A 17,506-nucleotide genomic window follows, 5' to 3' on the forward strand; every position below is an offset into this window, starting at 1 on the left:
GGAAAACAACCGCACCGAAGTGATCAAGAACGACAGTCACCTCACGGTGGAGAACGATCAGTTCAATCACATAAAAGCCGCTGACCACTGCACTACCGATGGCGAAAGTCGATTCGCGTTCGGCGCTGACTGCAGCCAGACCGTTGGCGGTAGCTTTCACCAGAAAGTTGCCCGAACTATGGCTTCGGAGTCTGGCACCGAAATGCACCACAAAGCCGGTGCCAAGGTGGTATTGGATGCGGGCGCTGAAATCACCATTTCCGGTGGTGGGAGTTTTATCAAACTGGACCCAAGTGGGGTTACGTTGAGTGGGCCGGGGATCAAGATTAATTCGGGTGGTGCGCCGGGGAGTGGGAGTGGACAAAGCGCAGCTGCTCCTGAACTGCCACAGTTGCTTGGGAAAGATGGAGCAGCAATGCCGCAGCCACCCGCATTGGCAAAGGTGGCGCAGCGTAAATCAGCCGTTCCTGATCAGATGGATGTTGAGCCGTTACCGGGAGCTGATCGAAAACTGATTATTGATGTCATTGGAGGGAATCTCGAGCGGGATTCAGTCGAAGTCGTCAAGGAATCTGAAGGGGAGGAAAACGCATGACCGGCACAGTGGATTTTGTGGATGAGTCCCGGGATCGCTCGATTCTGAGAAAAGCCGAATATGACGATTCTGACCCGAAGGATTTGGTGCTGACGGTACCCAAGCGAGATGGCGGAAAAATTACGATTCCTCTTCTGGAGCGCGCTCGTTCTAATGTTGAGCGTGAGGATTACCAAGAGAACACCCTGCTCAGGGTAAAACCATTGGCTGAGATCGCCAGCAATCTGCCTGTTAAAAGCGGCGGGGTAACGGTTTATCAAGGAAAAGGGGTAGCGCTGCTGCGGCCAGGTTTTTTGTATATCTTCCGTGACAACCAGCTATGGCGAGAGTTGGAAATCAGTCAGAACTCTCAATTTAGCGATGTTGATTTGCAGGCCGTGCGACAGGGTGTGGACAATCCGGAATCTGGATACCGAAGGTTTCGTCCGTCCGCAGGTCAGTGGCTCGATGATGTGCTAATGCCGGTATTTCTGCAGGGGCAAGCGGTCATGCACGAATTCCGCATGGCTTATAGTGAAATCCAGTGGGATTGGACTTACATCCAAAAACTTGAAGAGAATGACGCAGCCCGTAATGCGAGGACACACGGAGTGGGTCACGCCTGGGCTGCCACATTGGTTGATTCCTTGAGTTTTGAAACCGGATTTCCTGCATCACGTGTTGAAGATGTTACGGAACTGAGGCACAGGGACCTAGGCATTGAGTTGATGATAGAGGATCCCAGCGACTTCGTGCTCAGTTTTGAAGAGCCGGGTGAAGTCGAACTATGTAGCAAGCTCGCGAAGTTATTAGAGAGCAACGAGGAGCAGGCTAGGGAATCGGCGAATATTCTTGACCTTTCCTGCCCCCTCGGGGCGGATCTTTTGCAGCATCTGCGCTCCCAGAAGGGCGTCGTTTGCGTAGCTATCCCGGACCCTTTTTTCCTGTTCCGTCACGCCCTAGCCCAGTTGCATTTGGCCATGCATTATTTGGATGCCATCGATATTGCCATAAAGGATAAGCCCTTGGTTCATTCCGCCATGTTAATCCGTCAGGCAGTATTCGACCCGGCCCCCAGTGGCCAGGGCGTGAACATTGCGAATTACCGGAACGCCATTAACCGGGAACAGCTGGATGACATTCTGGAAACGGCTGAAAGGAATCACGCCATTCGGAACATAGAAGATCAGGCGCGCCGCCTGAAGAAATTGATGAAGAGCTCGTCATTCAACTCGGTGTTCGACGATTACCTGCAAAGCCCGGATGTAGCCGCTTGTGAAGCCTTTTTGCTGTGCGCGGACAACTTGAATGTGTTGCAGCAAATCCCAGGGGTGCTCAAAGCACAGGGAGTGGATGAGGATCAGGGAATCCCTAGCGCTCTGGCAAGATGGTTATCGGACGAATCAATGTTGGCAAAGTGGTCGCCGGGAATCGTCGCCGAAACAGGGGCAGACGGCGAGCAGTCATCTCCCTACGAACAGCTTCGGTCGCTCGCCAGCGACCAGACGAAGATTAACGATCAGCACCTTGGCCGCCTCAACCTTCAGGCCCTGGCCTACACTGAGAAACTGTTCCAGAAAGACGAACAATCCACTGGAGAGCAAGTCGCAGGGGAGGTTAAGGATGCAGGGCGTGTTGGGGCACTGGTAAGTGGGGTGCTGGGGGAGTGGAGTGCCTCACTGCTGGCCGCCTGCAGAAGGCTAATGGAAGATGGGAGCGTGGAGGCCATCCAGGTTCAAAGGATCATGCAGGCCGCCTCTGCTAATGCCATCCTCTCTGATCCTGGTCTGGCAGGGATAAACTTGATGCGTCGGGGTGACGTAGACCCTACCAAACATACCATTATTGGCGTGGAGGGAGACGGCATTCGCCGTGGCCTGACCGACTTCGACCGCCGCCAGGGTGGAGTGCTCACTCGCGCCAATGATTACCTCTATGCAGATCTTGTTGATCGGTCTGGACAAGTCCAAGGTTCCACCAGCCCCGCCCGTGCCTCGAGTGAGCTGGACGAAGCTATCAAGAAAATTGCTGGAAATACTTGGGTCTACGTGGTGCCTGTCGGACACCCGGAGGCAGGGAAACTCAGTGTGTTGAAGGTGGATCTCGCCAAACGTGTTGGGGCTATGGTGGATGGCCCGGCTGTGTCCAGTGGATTGGTGGCATTGGCGGCGTTTAATTTGTTTTTGGAGGGGCGTGCGCTTATTAAACTAACAAGTTCTGATCAGTCAATCGCTTTGCCTTCTGCAAAGGTCTTTGGTGCGTTTGTCGATTTGCTCGCCGCCTCTATGAAATTAAACACTGTAATCCATGAAATAGCCGGAACTGAGCAGGCTAGCTCGTCAAAGTTGTATAGGGTTTCCAGTCGTCCACTCTTCGACATGAAGAGAGTACCCCTAATTGGAAAAAGGCTTGCAAAATTAGGGGCAAGCACCCTTGTCAGAACGGTTGGTCTAGCCAGTTTCGTAGCAGGTGGAGTGGCAGTTGGGTTGAGCTATTGGGATATGAGGATCAGCCTGTCCCGGGGGGATCTTGATGCTGCGAACGGGCACGGAATAGCGGTTGCCGGTGGTTTGATCTTCCTCTCAGCACCACTGATGGCAGGGCTGCTGTCGATTCCGGGTTGGGGGTGGGCTGTTCTCGGAATGAGCGTGGCTTTGGGTGGGGCATTGTATGCGGGAAACGTGGCAGACGACCTTTTCGAAAGGGTGCTGAAACAGGGGCCATTGGGAACGCACCCGCAGGAGTCCTTGGTGAACCTGGACGATTCGGCCTATTACGGACAATTGTTAACATTGCTTTCCCCCGTCAATTTTTCCGTACAAAGATACGGGGATGTCGATCCGGATCCGGCATTGACTAACCCGGACTATCTGCCACAGCCGGATGATTATGTCATCACTTTAGAAACGCCAGTGGTCAGTCGGTTAAAGTTGCTGCAGGAGTGCCGTCCAGACTTGCCAGCCCAGCCTTTCAAGATTGTGGTACAGGAAGTGGCATACATGAAAAGCCGAGCTGAAACCGCCAACGCCGCGGTTGGTCCAGTGGAGCAGGAAGTCATTTTGTCGACTGCTCCCCTTACAAAAATTGTTGCGAGGCAGTCCCTGCCTTATGAATCCGCCGTGCGTTTTCTGGTGATGCGGGAGTTCCCGAGCAGCAGCTATCAGAGTTTTGGATATCAAGAAGATGTCAGCACTGCGATACGTGTTGGATTGCAGGCTTTGGTGGATACGGAGCTGGGCCCCGTAGTCTTTCCTACGCCTGTCATGGAGAATTACGAACCCTATAATGATTCTCTCCATGGCGGTGCACCGGATAAACCTCGTAGTATTCTGAACCCGCATTCCGAACCATTCGTACCCTATTGGTCCGTTAAGGAAGTTTCTGTATGACTATTCCGATGGAGACCCAATATTACGCTCCGACCGCCTATCGCTCGAGCGAGGCGGTGGAGCTACCCGAAACCCGAACTAAACGGGAACGAGTTGGGGAGGAGCTTCAGCCGTATGGTGCCTATGCTAACCTTAACCCGTACCACCGAATCGTGGAGGATATTGATACAGTCCAGTTCAGTGAGCGCGAGGATCCGGAGTTTTATAAGCACAACTGGTGGTGGGATCACCAGCGCTTGCGTTTTCTTAACGAGAAGATGGGGCTTAAGTTTTTGATATTGGTGCTCCCTTTTGCATGGATATTCACTCTTCTTATCGGTGGCAGTTTCGGCATTGGGTATGTTTTTGTAAACGAACTGAGGGGAGATCTGCCACCGGTTTTTTTCGTTGTTTTATTGCTGGTTTCGTGGGCTGGATGGTGGTTTTTCGCGCTCCGAGTTATCCCTCTTACCACCAACTGGCTTATGACAAACTTCGTTGGAGCCCTCTTGAAACCTTTCGAGAAAACCTTGGAAAAGAAGTTAGACGAAACTTTGGAAGATGGGTGTAGCGAATTTAACCGGGTCACCGGGCAGGTAAAGTTCGCCCTCGGCAAGGGGTGTTCTTTTGAGGCCCCGTTTGTGGAGTTCGATGCCTACGTGGAGCGCGTTGTGCAGCGCGGCGGTATCTTCTACCGGCTTATGTTCGTGCATCGCTACACCCAGAAGCAATTCAACAAAACCTCTCTGAGCAACATTGAGGCAGAGAAAACTGAGGTGCTGGCTCTGTGGGATATGTTGCAACGCTTCATGGACATCACCCAGCCCCTACCAGACATGCCCCGGTTGGAGCCGTTTCGCCACCTGGATCCAGTGACTGCCGAGTACGATCAGAGTACTGGCCGTAACCCCCGATACTGGCGAGACCTCGATCTGGATGGCTGGCTGAAGGGAAAGGGTGCGGAGCTGTTGAGAAACCAGCGGCAGTATGGTTGGGGCCGCAGGCAATGCAGAGTCACTCCGCAATTGGGTAGTGTGGATATGCCCACCTATCGCCAAAGTCGACCTAAAACAGCTTGTGTCGTGTAAGGCACCTCTTTGGTTTATTAGGGAAGTTTTGGCTAAAGCGGCGGGAGGAGTATCTTTGGAATAAGCGCAACTGCAAGCTCACGGCGCAACTCGGTAAGATTTTGATGTATGAATACCGCAATCTACGACCGGCCGAGGCTTGGCCGATTTGAGTGGTATGGATGACTGAACAGAAACAGCGATCTGGAGTGGGCGACACCGCCCTTCGGGCGATGGAGATTAATCCACTACCCAAATCCCCAAAAGAACGAACGTGCATTGGCGAGGAGCTCCAGCCCGTTTGTAGAATTCGATGCTTATGTGGATCGGGTGATCCAGCAGAGCGGTGTGTTCTACCGCCTCATTTTCGTGCACCGCTATACCCAAAAATCGTTTCACAAAACCACTTTCAGTAGCATTGAGTCCAGCAAATCGGAGGTCTTGGCGCTTTGGAATGTGCTCCAGACCTACATGGATGTAACCCAGCCCCTACCCGACGTACCAAGGCTGGAACCCTTCCGGCACTTGGATCCAATCACTGCAGAGCATGACGAACGGACCGGCCGCAATCCTCGCTTCTGGCGCGATCTGGATCTGGAAGCTTGGAAGCATGGAGAGGGCGCAGAGTGGCTGAAGCGGCAGGCGGAATATCCCTGGGGTAAGCGAAAATGCAAACTCACACCGCAGCTCGGCAAGATCTCAATGGACGACTACCGGAAGCAGCGGCCGACAGGTGCATGGCCGATCTAGTATCGGCCAATCCCTCACCAACTCCCCACATTCTCCATACTCGCCCAAGGCTCTTGAGCCGGCAGCGCCTCACCCTTCTGAAGTAACTCAATAGAAATCCCATCTGGCGTTCGAATAAATGCCATGTAACCGTCTCTCGGAGGGCGGTTAATGGTGATGCCGTTCGCTTGCAGCTTTTCACACAGAGCGTAGATGTCGTCCACTCGAAACGCGAGGTGCCCGAAGTTGCGGCCGCCGGTGTATTCTTCCGGGTCCCAATTGTAGGTAAGTTCAATAGTTGGCGCTTTGTCTTCACGGGCGCGTGCTTCGTCTTCAGGAGCCGCTAGAAATACCAGTGTAAAACGGCCTTTCTCGCTGTCTTTTCGGCTGATTTCGATCAGGCCAAGTAGGTCGCAGAAGAAGTGAAGGGTCTCGTCTAGGTTGCTGACCCGAATCATGGTGTGCAGGTATTTCATGATGATCTCCTGTGTTGATGTTGTGCTAACGACGGCTTTGGGGCCAGCTGCTGGGAACCACAAACCAGCGGTCGGCCTCTACCCAGCAGGATAGCTCGGCTTGCCAGACCATTTCCGCAAACAGTGCCGGTACACTTTCTGCCTCAACCCACTGGAGGGTTGCTCGGGCTGCATTGGCATCGGGTTTGCCTTTCTGGTTCCAGGGGCCTATCCAGTGGGGCTTGTTCAGGCGTACCCAGCGGCTGGTGTCTTCTGTGTCGAGGTCCGCAGCATAGCGCCATTTCCCGGTTAAGTGGTCGTCGGGAACCGTGTCCGGGAGTGTACCTGCTACCTCACTCGGGTAGAACAGATAGCCGGGCATGAAGATGCGCGGTTTGATGGTTTCCTGGATGCCGAGTTCCGCTAACACGCTTCGGGTTTCAGGCCGCTGCGTCATTTGGCTTTGGTGCGACAACATATGATTGGTTTTAAGGTCGAGCCGATCCCGTGCATTGGGGCCGTACCACAAGGTTGGCTCATTGGCAGCGGGTACGCCCAGATAGTATTTGACGGCGATTTCATGGTGCTCCAGTTCGCCGGAAACCGGGTTTCGTAGCAGGAAATCCAGCTCTCCCAGGGTTTGTTTCTCGGTTCGTATTTGTTGGTTTTTCAACACAACTTCCCAGCCCATGAGGTCGCTTAGCATCACTTCGTAAAGTCGTTCAACGTAGTGGCCGAGCCGTTTTTCCATGGGAGCGATTAATCGAGACGGTGCCGCTTCTGGATTGTTATCCCAATGGGTCAGCGTGCTTAGGTAGTCCCCTGGAAGGAACTCCATGGGGTGGAAACTGATTGGAGATGCCAGCAACTGGGGTGCCTCACACAGCCACGCCAAGTGGCGTATCGTGGGTGTTTTGAACCGATGCAGAGCGAATAGCGCCGAAGTTGTATCCATTTGTTCAGGATACCTTAATCCGGAGGCGGTTGAGAGCTTGAAGCGCTGCCGCCTAAAAGCGATAGCTTTCAGAAGTTTAATCCAACTTAGTGAGTAGCATGTGACTTTAACCGCCAAAGTGAAGCGTGCGCTTTGATAGAGTTCCGGCCTGATTTATTCCCTGATGGAGAACGCTGCAATGGAAGATTGGCAAGGATGCCTGGAGCCCCAATGCCAGCAAGCACTGCTTGTGGCACGAGACAATGTTGAGAAGCGCGGTGGATCGGTGATTACCGCCGAAGATTTTCTGCTGGCGATGTTGGATGTGATTGAACCCATTGCGCTGTTTCTCAAGCGCCAGGGCGTGGATTTTGACGAGTTGGTGCGCACTATTCAGGGGGAGCAGCCGATCGTTGCAGAGGTTCACGGGGATGGGGATTTGTCGTCGCAGCTGATCTATTGGATCTCTGCAACCCGAGAGGTTGTTGAAGGCCCTTGGTTGAATTGGTCTCAGCTTTTACGTGGGCTGGTGAGCTGCGCCGAGCGCCTGCAAGATAAAGCCTATGTTGCTGTGTTGGAGTTGGTGAATTTCTGGCCGGATAATTCTGAAGAACCGGCGCAGGCAATCGGCGCGAATGGGCTGGTGCAAGTCCCGCTCACCGTGGTGGAGCCTGGCTGGCTCAAGTTGGCAGAGGATGTCGCCGTTGCGCTTGCGGCTAATAAAGCCGGGCTGATTTGGGTTGCAGGCGAACGTGGCAGCGGTAAAACTGCTTGGCTGCAATCGCTTCTGGAAACTCCAGGTATCTATTGGGTGCAGGTAGACCTGCGCCGACAGGCCGAAGTCATGGCTCTGGAACAGCCCACGGTGCCGTCACAGGGCGAAGAAGCTTTTGGGTGGCCCGTGTTAGTGTTGGATAACGTATCGCCTGCGGGGTTGTTGGAGTTGATGGCGCAGCCAAACGGTGTTGCGAGAGAGTTAGTCTCGGGCTGGCAAGGGCCGATATTGCTTTTGGCGCCGAATGAGGGAGGGGATGTCGGCGGCGAGCAACGGCTAAGCCATTTGCTTGGAAGAACGCTTGATGTCATATCAATGCCGGCTGTGAGCACAGCGCAGCGCCGAGCGATTCTCACCGCTCATCAACCGTTGATCGAGAAAAGGTTCAATGTCGAAATTGCTCTTTCGGCGGTTGAGTATGCAGCCACTCGCCACAGCCGCTGCGTTGCGTCACCAGGCGGCATGCTGGAGTGGGTTCGAAGAGCTGCGGCCCGCTTGGAGCTGGTTGCAAGCCGTGGCCCGTTGGAATCCGCAGAGCTTGCCGGCAGGCAGGAGGTTTCCCGAAGACAGGCTCTGGTAGCAATGGCGCGGGGAGAAGGTTGCAGCGTCGAGGACCAAGGTTTAAAAGATTTGGAGCTGGAGAGGGCTGCCGCCGAAGTGCTTTGGCATGAACGCAAGCGTGCTGGCAGTTTGCGCAGATTAATGGTGGAAGATCTTCGGCAGGAATTGGAGCGATGGCTTGCAGCCGCGCCAGAGCCGGTTCACTATGTGCGGCAGTACGAGTAACAGCATGGAGATACCTTGGGTGCAGGATCTGGAAATATATATTCGTGACCTTGAATCGGGTGCCGTATCCCGGTGGCTTGAAGGTCAGCTTGATAATGTTCGGTTGGATGATGCGGACGTCGCCACGGTTTCAAAGGGCACAGGTCAGTTCAACGGAATACCGCTGCGCATTACGCTGTATCCGGGCGCGTTCGGCAAACGGTTCACGTCGTTGGTGATCGAGGGTGACGAGTTGCCTTGGAACAGTGATCTGGAGTGCGCGCGCAGCGCGTGGCGAATGATGGAAGGCGAGATCCGCTGCAGCTTAGGCGAGTGGCAGGAAGGCGATTCGCTGGACGATGAAAAGTGGTGGCGGATAGATCACCGCGGGGAACAGCAGGTCGTGTGGAATTAACAGGGCCCGGAACGTAAAAAAGGCAGCCGATGATGGCTGCCTTTTTCGTTTCCGCAGGGGAAGATCAATCACTCAGGATAGACACGTTGTCTGCCTGCAGGCCTTTGTCGGCATCAACCACGTTGAAGCGAACCAGTTGGCCTTGGCGCAGTACGCGGCGGCCACGGCCACGAATGGCACGGAAGTGAACGAAAATCTCGTCACCGCTTTCACGCACGATAAAGCCGAAGCCTTTTTTGACGTTGAACCATTTGACGGTGCCTTCTTCATCTCCTTCCGGAGTGCTGTCGTCAAAGTCGTCTTCGTCGTCGTAATCGTTTTGTGGCTGACTGGCACGAGCCGGGCGGTTTTGGGCGCGAGTTGGAGCAGCAGGAGCTGCTTGCTTACCGGCAACCAAAACGGCTACAAAGCCCACAATGGCGAACACTGCAAACGCCATCAAATACGCGGCAATTCCACCTTGGCTACCCAGAGCTTCAACGCCTTCGCCCATGGCGAGCAGTTTCAGCGGTGCCGGGGTGGCAGACAGTAACAGGCCCAGTACAAACGGTGCCGGAATTGCGATCAGGATAGCAACAAGGATCGCTTTGGCTGGATTACGCATTGGTTGGTTATTCTCCATAATTAAACGCTAACGATAAAAAGCCGCACATCGGGTAAAATGGCATGTCCGGCAGTGAACACCGCCGCTGAATTCTGTAGTTAGAATATCTGGCGTAGGCGGTAAAAGGCGCCATGATACCAGATTAAGGAAAGGGCTGACCAAATCTCATGAGCAAAAAGACTCTCGAAGACCGGATTGCGGATCTGGAAATGCGACTTGCGTTCCAGGATGACGTAATCAACACCCTGAGCGAGCAGGTAACCAAGCAGGAAATGGACATTCGGGAGCTGTGGGATGCGAAGCGGCTGATGCACCAGCAGCTTAAGGATGTGGCGCCTTCCAACATTCGGCGGGAGGATGAGGAGACTCCTCCGCCGCATTATTGATTTTGGAGCTTGGTTTTAGCTCCGGGGTCAGACCCTCGCGCGGGTCTGACCCCTTTCAAATTACCCCAGCAGTTCGACTAAAATCTGTTCGTAGATTTCAGACAGCGTATCTAAATCTTCCGCTTTCACGCATTCGTCCACTTTGTGTATGGTGGCGTTGATGGGGCCGAGTTCGACCACTTGTGCGCCGGTGGGCGCGATAAAGCGGCCGTCAGACGTCCCGCCAGAGGTAGACAGCTCGGTTTCCCGGCCGGTGACGGTGCGGATGGCTTCCTGGCTGGCGGAGACCAATGCGCCTCGGTCGGTCAGGAAGGGGCGGCCGCTGAGGTTCCATTGCAGGTCGTACTTGAAGTTATGGCGGTCCAAAATGGCCACCACACGTTCTTCCAGGCTTTCCGCGGTGTTTTCGGTACAGTAACGGAAATTAAAGTGCACCACACATTCGCCGGGAATGATGTTACTGCCCACGCCGGATTCGATCTTGGTGATCTGAAAGGTGGTCGGCGGGAAGAAATCGTTACCGTTGTCCCAAAACTCTTTGGCCAAGGCGTCTAGGGCTGGGGCTACGGTATGTACCGGGTTCTCGGCCAGATGCGGATAGGCGACATGGCCTTGGGTGCCGTGAATGGTCAGATAGCCGTGTAGCGAGCCACGGCGGCCGTTTTTGATGACGTCCCCGACTTCGTGTGTGCTGGACGGTTCGCCAATTAAACACCAGTCGATTTTCTCGTTACGAGCTTCCAGTGTTTCGATCACTTTGACCGTGCCATCGTGAGCCGGGCCTTCTTCATCGCTGGTGATCAGCAAGGCGATGGAGCCACGATGGTTTGGATTCTTGGCCACAAAGCGCTCGCAAGCTGTGACAAAGGCGGCGAGGCTGCCTTTCATGTCGGCAGCGCCGCGGCCGTACAAAAAGCCTTCCTCAATGACCGGCTCAAAGGGTGCATGGGCCCAGTTCCGCTCGGGGCCGGTTGGCACCACATCGGTGTGGCCGGCAAAAGCCAGTACCGGGCCATCAGTACCTTTGCGAGCCCACAGGTTGTCTGTTTCGCCAAATCGCAGGTTCTCGCCGGCGAAGCCAAGAGGTGCAAGGCGGGACATCATCAGTTCCTGACAACCGGCGTCATCGGGTGTGACCGACTGGCGGCGAATGAGGTCCATGGCGAGTTCGAGGGTAGGCGATAAGGTCATAGGGCGGCTCTTGCTTAGTCTGGAATGGCCCCTCTTCGCAGAGGAAGAGGGGCTTGTGCGGGTCTTAGTTGTTGGCGTGCAGTTCTTCGTTCAGCTCGATGGCTGACTTGTTGGTTTTGCACTCAACTGCACCGGTCTGGCTATTGCGGCGGAACAGCAGGTCGTTCTTGCTGGCCAGGTCACGGGCTTTAACCACTTCAACCAGTTCGTTGTTGTCATCCAGCAAGGCAACTTTGGTGCCGGCGGTGATGTACAGGCCAGCTTCTACGGTGCAACGGTCGCCCAGCGGGATGCCGATGCCAGCGTTTGCGCCCAGCAGGCAGTTTTCGCCTACGGAAATAATGATGTTGCCGCCACCAGACAAGGTGCCCATGGTGGAGCAGCCGCCGCCCAGGTCAGACCCTTTGCCGATCATAACGCCGGCAGAAATGCGGCCTTCGATCATGCTGGTGCCTTCGGTGCCGGCGTTGAAGTTGATGAAGCCCTCGTGCATCACGGTGGTGCCTTCGCCCACGTAAGCGCCCAGACGAACGCGGGATGTATCGGCAATACGCACGCCTTTCGGTACCACGTAGTCGGTCATTTGCGGGAACTTGTCGACAGACTTCACTTCCAGAGTGCGGCCTTCGACGCGAGCCTGCAGCTGACGGGCTGGCAGTTCGTTCAGGTCAATGGCACCTTCGTTGGTCCAGGCCAGGTTCGGCAGCAGGCCGAAGATGCCGTCCAGCTTCAGGCTGTGGGGCTTGGCCAAGCGGTGAGAGATCAGGTGCAGCTTCAGGTACACCTCTGGGGTGCTGGAGGCGGTGTCGTCGGTCGCCAATACAGTGACAACAACCGGGCTTTTGCTTTCAGCCGCTTGCTCGGCCAGTTTGGCTTGAGCGGTTTCGCCCAGCTGGCGAAGTGAGGTGGCGAACTGAGTCAGCTGCTCGGCACTTGCTTCGATGGCCTGGTTGCCACCCTTGTAGTTCAGCGCGGTTTCAACCACGTCGATCAGGTCTTTGCCTGGGGTCATAACCGGTTGCTGGTAGAACACTTCCAGCCATTCGCCCTGGTTGTTCTGGGTGCCGATGCCGATGCCGAATGCAAAACTCATCTGGTGGTTGCTCCTGTTTCTTAAGTTTAAAAACTGAGTTCTTTTCCCGCTCGCCCTTACATCTTTCCAATGGGGAAGTGTTGGGGACAGGCGGTGTCAATGTGTTAGTTCGTCCACGCAGCCCATTCGTCTGCGTTAAAGCCCACGGTAACCGTTTCGCCGCGTTCAACAACCGGGCGTTTGATGATGGAGGTGTTCTCCAGCATGACCTGGTGGGCCCGTTGGGCGCTCATGGTATCACGAACCTCATCGGGAAGTTTTCGCCAGGTGGTGCCGCGTTTGTTGATCAGCGTTTCCCAGTCCAAGGACTGCTCCCACTCGGCCAGTTTCTCGCTGGAGAGGCCGTCTTTTTTGAAGTCGTGGAACTCGTAGGCGATGCCGTTTTCATCCAGCCATTTTCGGGCTTTTTTGACGGTGTCGCAGTTTTTGATGCCATAGAGCTTCATGCCTTGAATCCTTTTACAAACTCGACAATGCGGTGGGCCGCTTCTACGCACTCTTCTAAGGGTGCTACCAATGCCATGCGCACGCGGTTTTCGCCGGGGTTGTGGCCGTCCACGGTGCGGGACAGGTAGCGGCCGGGCAGTACGTGTACGTTTTGCTGCGCCGACAGTTCCCGGGCAAAGGTTTCGTCGTCGAACGGTGTTTCCGGCCAGAGGTAGAAGCCGGCATCCGGGAAGTCTACGTTCATCACTTCGCGCAGGATGGGAACCACCGCTTCGAATTTGGCGCGGTAAGCCGCCCGGTTTTCTTTGACGTGTTCTTCATCGTTCCACGCAGCGATGCTGGCCAGCTGGTTGTGAATGGGCATGGCGCAACCGTGGTAGGTGCGGTACTTCAGGTAACCGCCAAGTATCTCTGCGTCACCTGCAACAAAGCCGGACCGCAGGCCTGGCAGGTTGCTGCGCTTGGATAGGCTGTGGAACACCACGCAGCGCTTGAAGTCGTTTCGACCAATCGCGGCACAGGTTTCCAGCAGGCCTTCGGGCGGATTGGCTTCGTCTGGGTAAAGTTCGGAATAGCACTCGTCAGACGCAACAATAAAGTCGTGGCGGTCGGCCAGTTCGATCACCTTTGTCAATGTCTTACGGCTAACTACGGCGCCGCTCGGGTTGCCGGGGGAGCACAGGAATAAAACCTGGCAGTTGGCCCAGACGGATTCGGGGACCTTATCGAATTCCGGGATGAAGCCATTGCTGGCATCGCAAGGCAGATAAACCGGATCGGCGCCCGCGAGGAAAGCAGCACCTTCGTACACCTGATAAAAGGGGTTCGGGCTGACCACGGTAGCGGGTTTGCTCGAATCAACAACGGCCTGCACCAGAGAAAAAATGGCTTCGCGGGTGCCGTTAACGGGAACAATGTTGCGAGCCGGGTCGAGTGAGCCTTCGCTCAAGCTGAAGCGGCGCGTCGCCCAGTTGGCAATGGTTTCGCGCAGTTCGTCGATGCCCTTGGTGGTTGGGTAGTTGGCGAGCCTGTCCAAATTGTCGGCCACCACCTGCTTCACGAAAGCCGGGGCAGGGTGCTTGGGTTCGCCAATGCCCAGTGAAATTGGAGCGAGATGTTCCGGTACATTGATGCCGGCTTTCAGCTTCGCCAGTTTCTCAAACGGGTAAGGGTGCAGTCTTTCAAGATTGGAATTCATTGAATATCGTCCAGCATTTTGCAGAGGTGCTGTTGTAAGGCTTCGCACTTGGCAGGGTCGCTTAGTGGTCGGCCTTGTTCATCAGTAATAAAGAAAACGTCTTCTACCCGCTCGCCCAAGGTGGCGATTTTCGCGTTGGTCAGCCGTACCCTGTGCTCCAGCAGTACCTGACCAATTCGCGCCAACAGACCGGGGCGGTCGGGGGTGATGACTTCCATTAACGTCCGCTGGTTAATGGTGTCGTTCGAAAAGGTCACTTCCGTGGGGAAGGCAAAGTGTTTCAGCTGCCTTGGGGTGCGCCGGTGAATAATGTCCGGGTAGTCTTCCGGGTCATCCAGTTCTTCGATCAGGCGCTTGCGTGCCCGTTCTTTGCGAGCGGGGTCGATGCCCAGCGGCTGCCCTTGCTCGTCCAGCACAATGTAGGAGCTGATGGAGTGGGGGCCCTCGCTGGAGTTAATGCGGGCATCGACGATGTTCAGGTTCAGTTGTTCAAGTACGGCGGTGGTTGCCGCGAACAGGGCGACCCGGTCCCGCATGTAGATGATGATCTGGGAATAGCCATCGGTTGGGCCACCGCGGGTATCGCGGATCAATACCAGTGGGTCCGGGTTGTCGCCATGGCGGATGATCGCAGCGGTCTGCCAGGCGATATCGACGGTGGAATCCTGAAGGAAATATTCTTCGTCCACCGTGTCCCAGATTTGGTCGATCTGCTCGTCGCTCATGTTCTGGGCATTGAGAATTTCCCGGGCTTCTTCGCGGGTGGCGTCAATCCACGCTTGCCGGTCAACCGGTGTATCTATGCCGCGGCGCAGTGCCCGCTTTGCTTCTATGTAGAGTTGGCGCAAAAGCGAGGCGCGCCAGGTGTTCCAAAGCTTGGGATTGGTGGCACTGATGTCGCATACGGTCAGCGTGTAAAGGTAGTCCAGGTGTGCCTGGCTGGGTATGGCGCGGGCAAAGGCCTGGATGATGTCAGGGTCTGAAATGTCTTTGCGCTGGGCGGTCATCGACATGAGCAGGTGATTTTCCACCAGCCAGGAGATCAGCCGAGTGTCGCGCTCGCTTAGATGGTGCCGTTCACAGAAAGCTTCGGCATCAATCGCGCCGAGTTCAGAATGGTCACCACCCCGGCCTTTGGCTACGTCGTGGTAAAGGCCGGCGATAAACAGGGTGTCCATTTTGGGCAGGCGGTGGATCAAGCGTGATGCTAGCGGGTACTCGGTTCTGGCCTCATCACTGGTCAACCTGACCATGTTGCGGATGACGCGCATGGTGTGCGCATCAACGGTGTAAATGTGGAACAGGTCGTGCTGCATCTGGCCAATGATCTCGCCAAATTCGGGCAGGTATCGGCCCAGCACGTTGTACTTCTTCATCGCGGAGAGCGTTTTGTGCAAGGGGTGAGGCGTGCGCAGAAGCTCCATGAACAGGCTGGTCACCGCCAGGTCAGACCGGAACACATCATCGATCAGGTGCCGGTGCGCCCGAAGTGACCGGATGGTGGTTGCTCGGATGCCTTTGATCTCCGGGTGCTGCGCCATCAGCACGAAGATTTCCATGATCGCATAGGGGGCGTAGGCAAAGACCTGATTGTTGATGGCCTCGATGTAGAAGTTGCGCATTTGAAAGCGCTTGTTCAGCGGGCGAATTTCGTCTTCGCTGCCACTGCCGAGGATCGCTTCGTCGTAATATTGGAGAATGACGTCGGTGAGCTCGGCTAACGCCAGGACGGTACGGTAATAGGACTGCATCATCAGCTCGACGCCAAGACGTTTGCCTTCGTCTTTATAGCCGAGCATGGCGGCGAGGGCTCTCTGGTGGTCGAACAGCAGTCGATTTTCATTGCGATCAGCAATGAGCTGCAGACCAAAGCGCAAGCGCCAGAGGAAGGTTTCGCCTTCAAGCAAGATCCGGTGCTCTTCATCGGTGATGATGCTGAATCGGGCCAGATCGGCCGTGCTTTCTAGCAAAAAGTGGCGTTTGGTGATCCACCCGATCGTTTGTATGTCTCGCAGGGCACCCGGAGAGCCTTTGACGTTGGGTTCCAGGTTGTACTCTGTATCACCGTACTTTTTGTGGCGTTTTTGCTGCTCTTCCCATTTGGCGACAAAGTAATCTTTGTCTGACATCACGTCGTCCAGGTAAACCTGTTCCGTGAGCTCTTCTCTCAAACTGTCCGGGCCGGCGATGGTACGGGTTTCCAGTAGGTTGGTGAGAATGGTGATGTCTTGTTTCGCGGCCGCAATGCATTCGTCTACGCTGCGAACGCTGTGACCGATATCCAGTTTCAGATCCCAGAGCAAGGTGATAAATGCGCTGAGGTCGTCTTGCCACGCGCTTTCAGTGTCGGCTCGGGTGAGTATGAGTAGGTCAATATCAGAGTGGGGGTGAAGCTCGCCCCGGCCGTAACCACCAACGGCCACTAAGGCGATGTCGGGCGAGCTGGAAAGAGGGTAGCGGTTCCAGATTAATCGAAGAACCGTGTCTACCGTCGCGGCTCTGGCGTGCACCAGAGCCCTGACGTCAGCACCTTGCCGGAAGGCTTCGGCATCGGCGTTATAGTGGTGCTGTAAAAACTCCCTTGCCGCAACAACCGGTGAAGGGTCGTTACTGATGCGGTGTTCCAGCTCGCTTTGCTCCACTTAGAACGACTCTTCTGATCGCTTGGTCAGCACTTCATAACCATCCGCGGTAACCAGAATGGTGTGTTCCCATTGCGCGGACAATTTGTGATCTTTGGTGACCGCAGTCCAGCCATCGGCCAGCAGTTTGGTGTGGTACTTACCTTGGTTCAGCATGGGCTCGATGGTGAAGGTCATGCCTTCTTTCAGCTCAAGGCCGGTGCCCGGTGTGCCGTAATGCATGACCTGAGGCTCTTCATGGAACACAGCGCCAATGCCGTGGCCGCAATAATCCCGAACCACCGAGTAGCGGTGCTTCTCTGCGTGCTTCTGAATAACGTGACCAATGTCGCCAAGCCGTGCGCCAGGCTTAACCAGTTCAATACCTTTATATAGGCATTCCTGGGTAATCTGGATCAGGCGTTCAGAGCCGGGCTTGGGCTTGCCGACGACCCACATCTTACTGGTGTCGCCATGGTAGCCATCTTTGATCACGGTGACGTCGATGTTGATGACATCGCCATCCTTCAGGACTTTTTTGTCTGTAGGGATGCCGTGACATACCACGTGGTTTACCGAGGTGCAGATGGACTTCGGGAATCCTTTGTAGTTGAGCGGGGCTGGAATGGCCTGCTGCTTATTAACAATGTGGTCGTGGCAGATGCGGTCAAGCTCTTCGGTGGTAACGCCGGGCTTGACGTGCTCGCCAATCATTTCAAGAACTTCGGCTGCCAGGCGGCCGGCTACCCGCATCTTTTCGATTTCTTCGGGGGTCTTAATAGATACTTGCATCGGACTTCCTGTTTATATGCATCAAGCCCGCATTTTAAGGGGCCGGAGCAATAGGTACAAGGAAGGTATTTGCCAAAAGTGATGGCGTTGCG

At 55.2% G+C, this 17,506-nt stretch carries 16 protein-coding genes; 7 read left to right on the forward strand and 9 right to left on the reverse strand.

Annotation, left to right across the window (positions count from 1 at the left end):
- From ACNQ6O_RS05090 to ACNQ6O_RS05105, 4 genes are all read left to right on the forward strand, one after another.
- Nucleotides 1–595, forward strand: a 595-nt coding sequence (locus ACNQ6O_RS05090) for a bacteriophage T4 gp5 trimerisation domain-containing protein (protein ID WP_418052149.1), incomplete at its 5' end; no start/stop codon positions are given.
- Entirely contained in the window at nt 592–3,963 is a 3,372-nt protein-coding gene (locus ACNQ6O_RS05095) for a hypothetical protein (RefSeq protein ID WP_418052150.1), read from the forward strand. The genes ACNQ6O_RS05090 and ACNQ6O_RS05095, both read left to right, overlap by 4 nt.
- Nucleotides 3,960–5,030, forward strand: a complete 1,071-nt coding sequence (locus tag ACNQ6O_RS05100; protein WP_418052151.1) for a hypothetical protein — start codon at nt 3,960–3,962, stop codon at nt 5,028–5,030. The genes ACNQ6O_RS05095 and ACNQ6O_RS05100 overlap by 4 nt, the downstream gene beginning before the upstream one ends.
- A 258-nt stretch (nt 5,031–5,288) precedes the next feature.
- Complete coding sequence (locus ACNQ6O_RS05105; RefSeq protein ID WP_418052152.1) at nt 5,289–5,759, forward strand: hypothetical protein; 471 nt, start codon at nt 5,289–5,291, stop codon at nt 5,757–5,759.
- Between the two features lie 14 nt (nt 5,760–5,773).
- On the opposite strand, the gene ACNQ6O_RS05110 is transcribed toward ACNQ6O_RS05105, so the two are convergent.
- Together ACNQ6O_RS05110 and ACNQ6O_RS05115 are read right to left on the reverse strand one after the other, a co-directional pair.
- The gene (locus ACNQ6O_RS05110; RefSeq protein WP_418052153.1) at nt 5,774–6,214 is read right to left on the reverse strand and encodes a VOC family protein; all 441 of its coding nucleotides are present in this window, start codon (nt 6,212–6,214) and stop codon (nt 5,774–5,776) included.
- A 25-nt stretch (nt 6,215–6,239) separates the two neighbouring features.
- On the reverse strand, nt 6,240–7,148 hold the full coding sequence (locus ACNQ6O_RS05115; protein ID WP_418052154.1) for a DUF1853 family protein: 909 nt from the start codon (nt 7,146–7,148) through the stop codon (nt 6,240–6,242).
- A 178-nt stretch (nt 7,149–7,326) separates the two neighbouring features.
- On the opposite strand from ACNQ6O_RS05115, the gene ACNQ6O_RS05120 reads away from it, so the two are divergent.
- Nucleotides 7,327–8,688 carry a hypothetical protein gene (locus tag ACNQ6O_RS05120; protein ID WP_418052155.1) on the forward strand — a complete coding sequence of 454 codons (1,362 nt, stop codon included), beginning with the start codon at nt 7,327–7,329 and terminating at the stop codon, nt 8,686–8,688.
- A gap of 19 nt (nt 8,689–8,707) precedes the next feature.
- Nucleotides 8,708–9,082, forward strand: a complete 375-nt coding sequence (locus tag ACNQ6O_RS05125; RefSeq protein ID WP_418052274.1) for a hypothetical protein — start codon at nt 8,708–8,710, stop codon at nt 9,080–9,082.
- Between the two features lie 64 nt (nt 9,083–9,146).
- On the opposite strand, the gene ACNQ6O_RS05130 is transcribed toward ACNQ6O_RS05125, so the two are convergent.
- The gene (locus tag ACNQ6O_RS05130; protein WP_418052156.1) at nt 9,147–9,686 is read right to left on the reverse strand and encodes a cold-shock protein; all 540 of its coding nucleotides are present in this window, start codon (nt 9,684–9,686) and stop codon (nt 9,147–9,149) included.
- A 167-nt stretch (nt 9,687–9,853) separates the two neighbouring features.
- Here ACNQ6O_RS05130 and ACNQ6O_RS05135 point away from each other — a divergent pair, with 167 nt between their 5' ends.
- Entirely contained in the window at nt 9,854–10,072 is a 219-nt protein-coding gene (locus ACNQ6O_RS05135; protein ID WP_418052157.1) for a SlyX family protein, read from the forward strand.
- 60 nt (nt 10,073–10,132) lie between these two features.
- Here ACNQ6O_RS05135 and dapE read toward each other — a convergent pair whose 3' ends face one another.
- From dapE to map, 6 genes are all read right to left on the reverse strand, one after another.
- Nucleotides 10,133–11,263 (reverse strand): succinyl-diaminopimelate desuccinylase, encoded by a 1,131-nt coding sequence (gene dapE / locus ACNQ6O_RS05140; protein WP_418052158.1) that lies wholly within the window; start codon nt 11,261–11,263, stop codon nt 10,133–10,135.
- Nucleotides 11,264–11,327: 64 nt separating this feature from the next.
- Nucleotides 11,328–12,356, reverse strand: coding sequence for a 2,3,4,5-tetrahydropyridine-2,6-dicarboxylate N-succinyltransferase (gene dapD, locus ACNQ6O_RS05145; protein ID WP_114334011.1), 1,029 nt, complete (start codon nt 12,354–12,356; stop codon nt 11,328–11,330).
- A 104-nt stretch (nt 12,357–12,460) separates the two neighbouring features.
- Entirely contained in the window at nt 12,461–12,802 is a 342-nt protein-coding gene (locus ACNQ6O_RS05150; protein WP_418052159.1) for an ArsC family reductase, read from the reverse strand.
- A complete protein-coding gene (dapC, locus tag ACNQ6O_RS05155) occupies nt 12,799–14,001 on the reverse strand; it encodes a succinyldiaminopimelate transaminase (protein WP_418052160.1) in 1,203 nt (400 codons plus the stop codon). The genes ACNQ6O_RS05150 and dapC overlap by 4 nt, the downstream gene beginning before the upstream one ends.
- Nucleotides 13,998–16,643 (reverse strand): [protein-PII] uridylyltransferase, encoded by a 2,646-nt coding sequence (locus ACNQ6O_RS05160; RefSeq protein WP_418052161.1) that lies wholly within the window; start codon nt 16,641–16,643, stop codon nt 13,998–14,000. Before ACNQ6O_RS05160 ends, dapC begins: the two co-directional genes overlap by 4 nt.
- Nucleotides 16,644–17,414 (reverse strand): type I methionyl aminopeptidase, encoded by a 771-nt coding sequence (gene map / locus ACNQ6O_RS05165; protein ID WP_418052162.1) that lies wholly within the window; start codon nt 17,412–17,414, stop codon nt 16,644–16,646.
- Nucleotides 17,415–17,506 lie beyond the last annotated feature (92 nt).

Origin of the sequence: Marinobacter sp. SBS5 (genome assembly GCF_048285575.1) — a bacterium.
GTDB lineage: Bacteria > Pseudomonadota > Gammaproteobacteria > Pseudomonadales > Oleiphilaceae > Marinobacter.